Genomic DNA, 7,492 nt, shown 5'->3' with positions numbered 1-7,492 from the left:
ACTATAGTCAGGCGGCGTATTACTCGCAGGCCGCTTATTATTCACAGGCGGCGTACTATAGTCAGGCGGCGTATTACTCGCAGGCCGCTTATTATTCACAGGCGGCGTACTATAGTCAGGCGGCGTATTACTCGCAGGCCGCTTATTATTCACAGGCGGCGTACTATAGTCAGGCAAGCTATGTGGTATATTCTCAGGCATCGTATTACAGCCAGTCGGCGTATTACTCGCAGGCGGCGTACTATAGTCAGGCAAGCTATGTGGTATATTCTCAGGCATCGTATTACAGCCAGTCGGCGTATTACTCGCAGGCGGCCTACTACAGCCAGGCGGCGTATTACTCGCAGGCGGCGTACTATAGTCAGGCAAGCTATGTGGTATATTCCCAAGCCGCCTACTATAGCCAAGCGGCATATTACTCGCAGGCCGCCTACTATAGCCAAGCGGCGTATGGACCGCTGCCGCCGGGGACTCTCCAGATCTGGCGCATCGGCGAGGATCTCACGACTACAAGCGCCCCTGCGGGCACTCAAGGGTTTTGCCTGGGATGCGGCGACGGTGGAGCCCGTCAGCTTAGCAATCCGGCTACCTGGTCACTGGCGGACGGCACAACCCCTCAAGCGCACGCACTAGGGCCAGCGACCGGATATACAGTGACCTATCGTGGCTGTGGTCACGCGCCAACGACCCCGATCGAGAGCTGTGTTTGGAGCGCATTTTTTCCCCCACTAGGATGCGTTGGTTCCGGCGATTGCTGGACTAGCGCGGGGAGCATGGCTTCAGATTGGGTAGTAGAGATACAATTTCGCTATATACCAATCCCCTGCACCGACATCGGTGTACGCATCCAAGAACCCGGGGGGTTCACCAGGGTGATCAACACGGACCCCGCCTCGCCACTCAAAATTGCCAAAAACGGTACTATCTACGGCCTCGCGCTCGTGCCGGTCAGTGCTGGTGACCCGCTCGCAACAAAAATGATCATTCAAACGCCGACGGGCCCCATGGCCCTCAAGCGGTGTCCGTGAAAACAAGCCGCTCATCATATAGTTTGACAACAGGGGGGAGTTTGCTATAGTAGTATTATCGGTTATCAAGCGGTGCCACGCCCATGTATGGCGAGGCCAGAAACAACCCATTCAAATTTGAGTGGGTTGTTTCCTTGTTATCCGGAGCGTATGCTGTGTAGTACGGAGGCTGTGGAGGCTGAAATCAGACGGCTCTGATCAGCGCCTGAATAACCGGTTGGCCCCGCTCCACGGGGTGTGGTTCGACTCCACCGGCCTCCGTACACAAACACCGTCTATATAGACGGTGTTTGTGTACGGAATGCCGAATGGCAAACATGTGGTACTCGTTTCATTTGACTTCGCGCGCGTGTGGACATATCATTGTACAAAGTATCATGGGTATCACGTTTCTTAATATCACAATTCACAATCCGCAAAAAACCGCCAAAAAAATGGTCGGACATTTTTTGGTGGATTCGGGCGCAGTGTACTCTGTGGTGCCCGCGTCTCAATTAAAAAAACTCGGCATCAAGGTAATGGATACGCAAAAATTTTCCCTCGCCAATGGCGAGGTGATTGAAAAAGGCGTCGGCAACGCGCTCTTCTCCTACGGCGGCAAGGTGCGGAGCTCCCCAGTGGTCTTCGGCGAGGAAGGAATCTACCTGCTCGGTGCCGTAACCCTTGAATCGCTCGGTGTCATTCTCGACCCGATCAATCGGGAACTGAAGCCGCTCCCAATGCTGATGTAAACAAAACCATGGACGGAGAAAGTAAAAAAAGACCGCGCGTGGTAAAAAGGGTGACGCTCTCGCTTCTCGGGCTCGGATTGGTTCTTGCGCTCGGCTGGTGGCTCTATGCGTGCGTTTTTGTCGGCCGCGTTGCGGCAGTACTCGTCTCGCCAACGGGGACCCTCTTCCTCGGCCGGATCACCTGGTTCCCGCATCCGGTGCTCCATGACCCGTGGGTACTCGTGATAGACCAGCAAGCTCAAGCCACGGACACACTCGCAGATGACACAGCGCAAGCCCAAGCGGAGCCGCGTATACTTCCCTGGACATCGGCCGTCCCCTTCGTGCCGAAGGGCAAACGCCTTTCGGTGCCGCGCTCCTCAATCATCCAGTGGTCATACCTCGACAAAACGGATAACTTCCGACAATTCCTCGCAAGTGGCGGGCAACAAGTACAGCAAAACCCCCTCGGCGGCCTGCCGCAGCAGCAAGTTCCCCCCAGGGATCTCCCAGGGCAACAACCTCCACGGCTCCCATAAAGACGGTCTGCGCGTGCGACATTTTGACAGGTCAATGGGCGTTTTTCCACGCATCGATTTTTTTGTGATCTCCGGAGAGCAAGATCTTCGGGACGCGATACGTCTTCTTCCCAATACGAAATGACTCTGGCCGCGTATATACCTCTCGGCTCGCGATGCGCTCCTCCTCAAGCGACTCGCCCTTCCCAAGCACGCCCGGTATCTGCCGCGAAACCGCGTCTATAATTGCCATCGCCGGGAGTTCGCCGCCGGTGAGCACATAGGGGCCGATTGAGATTTCCTCGGCGCGAAGTGCCTTTTTCACTCGCGCATCAATGCCCTCATAGTGGCCAGCGATAAGAATAATGTGGCGGTAGCGGCGGGCGAGGATGCGGGCACCTGCGTTATCGAATTGCTTTCCGCGCGGCGAGAGAATAAGTATCTTGACGTCGCGCTTTTTCCCCACCGCTCGCCGCACGGCGCGAAGGATCGCCTCCGCCTGGAGTACCATACCGGGGCCACCACCATAGGGGCGTCGGTCGACGCGCCTGTGCGGATCGTCAGTAAAGTCGCGCGGGTTATAGAAATAAATTTTTATCTGTCCCCGCTCCAGAGCGCGCTTCAAAATGGAGGTCGCGAGATACGAGGAAAACGCTTCCGGGAAAAGTGTAACTATATGAAAATTCATACAATAGTATTGCCGCAACAACGTCGCACGCCCGCGGCTTTCGAGCCGCGGGCGTGCGAGTGTAGTCCCGTCGCCGCTAGAAAATGCGGCTCTCGGAAACTAGAGATTGAAGTCGTCCATGCCGCCGCCCATCTCTGGTCGCGGTGCGCGAACGTGGGTGGAACCAGCCGGTTCGTTTACCTTTAGGTTCACCCGGGCGTTGTTCTTCATACCGACAACCCGAAGGAGAGTGCGGAGGGCTTTCGCCGTGGCACCCGAGCGGCCAATGATCTTACCCATGTCCTCGGAGTGGACGTCGAGCGTCATCAGAACGCCCATCTCGTCAACTTTCCGCTCTACTTTCACGGAGTCGGGGTTGTCAACGAGCGCCTTCACCACGTACTCGAGGAATTCTTGATCCTTGTACATATCATCGAACAGTACTTACTCTTACCTGATAATCTCGACACTTCTATCGTCCCTGTCGCGCTCTCTGTTCCGGGCGCACCTGACGATTGGCGTTAGTATAGCAGATATTGACAAAAAGTCAATAATGTTGCACCGCCGAATACCCGTCATGCAACGACAACGGCCCCCTCCCCCGCCCCTTTATTCACGATCGGGCGCCTGTGGGGAAGGGCATTTTTCGTAGGGCTCTGAACACCCCTCCCCGCGCGCGCCAAGATATTATGCACGGTAAGCGAGGGTTTGGCGCCGCACGAGAGCCAGTGCTGCAGGCGCTCCGCTTTGAGCGAAGCCGCTTCCTCCTGCTTCTTCCGCGGATCGTACGAGCCGAGCACTTCCCGCGAGCGCCCGCTCTTTGCCGCGCGAGATGACTCCACAACCACAATCCGATACGAAGGGTCGTGCCGCCTCCCCACACGTTTCAAACGAATCTTAAGCATGAGCGTATGGTAGCAGAAAAAAACCCAGCGTGCAAAACGCGCAGCTTTTTGCACAGCATATATGCGTTGTGCATATGCGTTGTGCAAAGTTGTGCAAAATTTTGCTCGTCATAATAAAAATGCGGCCGCATTTTTATTATGACGACACGATTCCACAACGAACATCCGCTGTCCGTTTTTTAATCCGCTTTTGTGGCGGCGAGAAGATATCGTGCTCGACCGTACTGATCGGGGTGCATTGAGCCGCGAAGATTGGAGTGCGCCAGAAGTCCCACTACCTCGTCAGCTTGAGTGTCATCAAACTCCATGGCGAGAAGCCCGCGCGGCGCAAGAAAACGCGACGCATCGCGAAGCACTATGCGTATATAGTCGAGCCCATCCGCGCCCGCAAAGAGCGCGCGGTGCGGCTCAAAGTCTCTCGCGGACGGAGCGAGCCGCTCTCCCGCCGTGCCCTCGGCGACATACGGCGGATTTGCGAAAATCACATCGTAGCGGCCGGTGATCGCTTGAAACACATCCGAGCGCAGCGCACGATACCGCTCCGGCGCCACGCAATTGAGCTCCGCGTTTTTGCGTATTTGCGCCAAACACGACCGATCAACATCCGCAAAATCAACGTGCGCATTCTGTATGTGTTTCAACACCGCAAGCCCGATGCACCCGCTCCCGGCGAACATGTCCAAAACATAGAGCGGCGACTTTTTGAAAATTGAAAATTGAAAATTGAAAATTTTTATCGTCTTTTCCACCCACCACTCAGTCTCCGGCCGCGGGATCAATGGCCGCTCCGAGAGGTCAATCCGACAGCCGAGAAATTCGCTCCAGCCGACCACATAATCAATCGGCTCGCCTCGCTCGAGCCGCTCGCAGTCACTGAGAAAGGCGACGCCTGTAGCGCCGCCATATTTTTCTTCAAGAAGCCAACGCTGCTCACGCGCGAGGGTACGATGTTCCTGTGTATGACTTTTCCTTTTCATGATACGCATCCAGCCATGTGGCAAAAATTTTGCAGTTTGACATAACGCCAAAAGTGCATCGTTCTCCGCATGCTGCGCGAAAAATGCACTAGCTTCCACGCTCTCGACACCATACACGTTCAAAATTAAGAATCAATTTTTCCACCCAGTAATCGCTCACGTCTTCTATTTTTGTGCATTGCGAGAGGTGTTTAGGAAATGGCGAGCCGAGTAGCAAAATGCAGCTGTCTGAGGCCGACCAACAGGAAGGCCGAGTTCTGCATTTTGCGTCAAGCGAGGCGACACCATTTCCAAACACCGAAGCACGAGCACAAAAACAGAAGACGTGAGCGATTATTCCCCCTACCTACCCTCCCTTCAAAACATCAATCTGCCGCTGGTACTCAGCCGTGAGTTCCATCACGTCATCGCCGTAGAACGCATAGGATGCCTTTTCTGCATTCTTCCATCCGGCAAAATAGCGGAGCGCTGCCAAACGTTCATTCTGGTAGCCGCCACGCGAGGCACCGTTCTCGCCGAGGAGGATCCCCGCGGCCATGAATGCATCCTCTGGGTCCCAGGGGTTCGGCGGATAGTGGCCCGTGAGGTTCGCAATCTTGTCTTTGTAGAGCACCCACGTCGAGGGAATGAACTGCGCCGGTCCCATCGCCCCACCCCAGCCGTACCAGGGCTTTCGCGAAACCGGCACCATATCCGGATTGAGCCCGAGTTCTCGCGTGATCTCCTCAAAGACGGGGCGGTCGCGCGTCGGGTGCATATCGGTCTTCCAGTTGCCCGTACCGACGTTTTCGCCGAGGTTTGACTCCTCGGCAATGATCCCGAGGATAAACGCAGCCCGAACGCCCGTTTTCGCCCCGGCGCGCTCCGCAAGCTCGAGGGCTCTTCCAAAGGGAATCGCCGCCGTCCCGCGGAGGCTGAAAAGCTCGGCGCGGATTTGCGCCGCGGTCTTTTGCGACTCCTTGAGAAGCGTCTGGTAGCGCGCCTCCTCGCCCTTGGTCGCCGCGAACAGCCGCTTCTCTTCCCGCTGCCGCTCCTCGATGCGCCGCTTCTCAAGATCCTGCAGGCGCTTCAACTCGAGCTCCTCGGCCTGCTTCTCCTCGAGCGAGTCCTTCTCGCGCTCGGTTTCAATTTGCGCGCCTTCGATGAGACGGAATGAGTCGGAGAGCGCGCTCTTGATGGACTGAAACGAGTCAATGTCGAGAAAAAATTCGGAGACGTTCTTGTTCGAGAGCACGACCTCGACAAGCGAAAAGGAGTCAAGCTCGTTCGTCTTGCGCACGAGCTGCGCGAGTGACTGTTTTTCGCGCGCAATTTTCGCGGCGAGTGTCCCAAGCGTCGCCGTCTTCTCGCCGATGCCTGTTTCAAGTTTCGTAATCGTGAGCTCTCGCGCACGGATTGAGAGCCGCGCTTTCGAGATCTGCGCGTCGAGGATCGCAAGGTCGCGCTCCAGCGAGACGCGCTCGCGCTGCTTTATGTCGAGCACCTGCCGCTGCGCCTCGATCTGTTTCTCGAGCTCAACGAGCTCGCCTTCAAGACGCTCACGCCGCGAGGCGACCGCGTCTGCGGTAGTCTGGGCACCCGCTCTGAAGAACGGCACCAGCACGCCCACAAGCAGCACTACAAAAAACAAAGCAGAGCGCAAGAAAAAACGCGCAGGACTCAAACAAAAATATCGTTTTCGAATTTGCAATTTTCAATTTCCAATTTTCAGTCAATTTCCAATGACTCAATTTTCAAACACGACGTCGTCGTCACTCAGTCATTGAAACATTGAAAATTTATTGAAAATTGAGCATTGAAAATTGAAAATTAAAAGGGCCGTGAAGTCACACGTCCGATGCCTCACGCCCCCCTACTTGTGCTCACCTGCATCTTCAGCAAGCGCTTCTTCTTTCCCTTTCTTCTCCACCTCTATCGCGGCAAAATCAATCGGCGCGACCCCTTCTATCGCCTCCTCCGCCGCCGCGGAGACAATTGCAACCACTTCGTCCGCGTCTACTATCGCGCTGACGCCGGCTGGCAGGGCGATGTCGCGCACTGAAATCGACTGGTCGAGGGCGATTATTGGCGAAATGTCCACTGTGAGGTGGTGCGGCAGAGATGCCGGCTCGGCTTCGACTTCAAGCTCGTGGAGCACCTTCGTGAGCACGCCGCCGAGGTCGCGCACGGCGGGAGCGACGCCGACAAACTCAAGCGGTATCGCGACGCGCACCCGCTGCCCCTTCTCAATAACGTAAAAATCAGCGTGTCGCGGAACTTCCCGCACTGGGTCGAGATCAACGGCGTAGATCAGGGTGTCCTTCTCTCTCTCGAGCCCGCTAAGCCGCACGATACCCGACTCGCCCGCCGCGCTCCACACCTGCTCAAAATCACGCAACACAACAGAAATCGGCGTCGCGGCTTCGTGCTTGCCGTAGAGCACGGCGGGGAGTATACCCGCAGAGCGCAGCCGCGCGGCCCGTCTACCAAGCTCCGGCCGCTTTTGAATGGTGAGCGTATACATGGCACTCCCATCGTACCCTATTTTGAGCACGCGAGCAATCCTATGTATGAGGCCACCCATCTCTGCACTCTGCGGGTAATCTCGACGCCTCGGTCGGCCTCCATGATAGCAGAAACTGGAGCGGTGTCATTTTATTCTTGAACGCATAGTGTACTCGCTTCGTATTGTAGAACACGAGGTAGTC

At 56.1% G+C, this 7,492-nt stretch carries 9 protein-coding genes; 3 read left to right on the top strand and 6 right to left on the bottom strand.

Going from position 1 to position 7,492, the window contains the following annotated elements; translation table 11 throughout:
- The 3 genes from Q8R39_02860 to Q8R39_02850 form a co-directional block, all read left to right on the top strand.
- Window positions 1-1,028 (top strand): hypothetical protein (locus tag Q8R39_02860; protein MDP3735343.1); only part of this gene is annotated, 1,028 nt, incomplete at its 5' end.
- A 377-nt stretch (window positions 1,029-1,405) separates the two neighbouring features.
- Window positions 1,406-1,759 (top strand): aspartyl protease family protein, encoded by a 354-nt coding sequence (locus Q8R39_02855; protein MDP3735342.1) that lies wholly within the window; start codon window positions 1,406-1,408, stop codon window positions 1,757-1,759.
- An 8-nt stretch (window positions 1,760-1,767) separates the two neighbouring features.
- Entirely contained in the window at window positions 1,768-2,277 is a 510-nt protein-coding gene (locus Q8R39_02850; GenBank protein MDP3735341.1) for a hypothetical protein, read from the top strand.
- 31 nt (window positions 2,278-2,308) lie between these two features.
- Here Q8R39_02850 and trmD read toward each other — a convergent pair whose 3' ends face one another.
- The 6 genes from trmD to Q8R39_02820 all read right to left on the bottom strand — a co-directional run bounded on the left by trmD (window position 2,309) and on the right by Q8R39_02820 (window position 7,368).
- Window positions 2,309-2,944 carry a tRNA (guanosine(37)-N1)-methyltransferase TrmD gene (gene trmD / locus Q8R39_02845; protein MDP3735340.1) on the bottom strand — a complete coding sequence of 212 codons (636 nt, stop codon included), beginning with the start codon at window positions 2,942-2,944 and terminating at the stop codon, window positions 2,309-2,311.
- 99 nt (window positions 2,945-3,043) lie between these two features.
- The gene (locus Q8R39_02840; protein ID MDP3735339.1) at window positions 3,044-3,352 is read right to left on the bottom strand and encodes a KH domain-containing protein; all 309 of its coding nucleotides are present in this window, start codon (window positions 3,350-3,352) and stop codon (window positions 3,044-3,046) included.
- 146 nt (window positions 3,353-3,498) lie between these two features.
- Complete coding sequence (gene rpsP, locus Q8R39_02835) at window positions 3,499-3,828, bottom strand: 30S ribosomal protein S16 (protein ID MDP3735338.1); 330 nt, start codon at window positions 3,826-3,828, stop codon at window positions 3,499-3,501.
- Between the two features lie 179 nt (window positions 3,829-4,007).
- The gene (locus tag Q8R39_02830) at window positions 4,008-4,805 is read right to left on the bottom strand and encodes a HemK/PrmC family methyltransferase (GenBank protein ID MDP3735337.1); all 798 of its coding nucleotides are present in this window, start codon (window positions 4,803-4,805) and stop codon (window positions 4,008-4,010) included.
- Between the two features lie 346 nt (window positions 4,806-5,151).
- The gene (locus Q8R39_02825) at window positions 5,152-6,468 is read right to left on the bottom strand and encodes a hypothetical protein (protein MDP3735336.1); all 1,317 of its coding nucleotides are present in this window, start codon (window positions 6,466-6,468) and stop codon (window positions 5,152-5,154) included.
- Between the two features lie 189 nt (window positions 6,469-6,657).
- Window positions 6,658-7,368, bottom strand: coding sequence for a 50S ribosomal protein L25 (locus Q8R39_02820; GenBank protein ID MDP3735335.1), 711 nt, complete (start codon window positions 7,366-7,368; stop codon window positions 6,658-6,660).
- Window positions 7,369-7,492 lie beyond the last annotated feature (124 nt).

Source organism: bacterium, assembly GCA_030697645.1.
Taxonomy (GTDB): Bacteria; Patescibacteriota; Minisyncoccia; order Phycocordibacterales; family VMGT01; genus JAUYPI01.
This window is presented reverse-complemented; position numbering and strand designations above follow the sequence as displayed.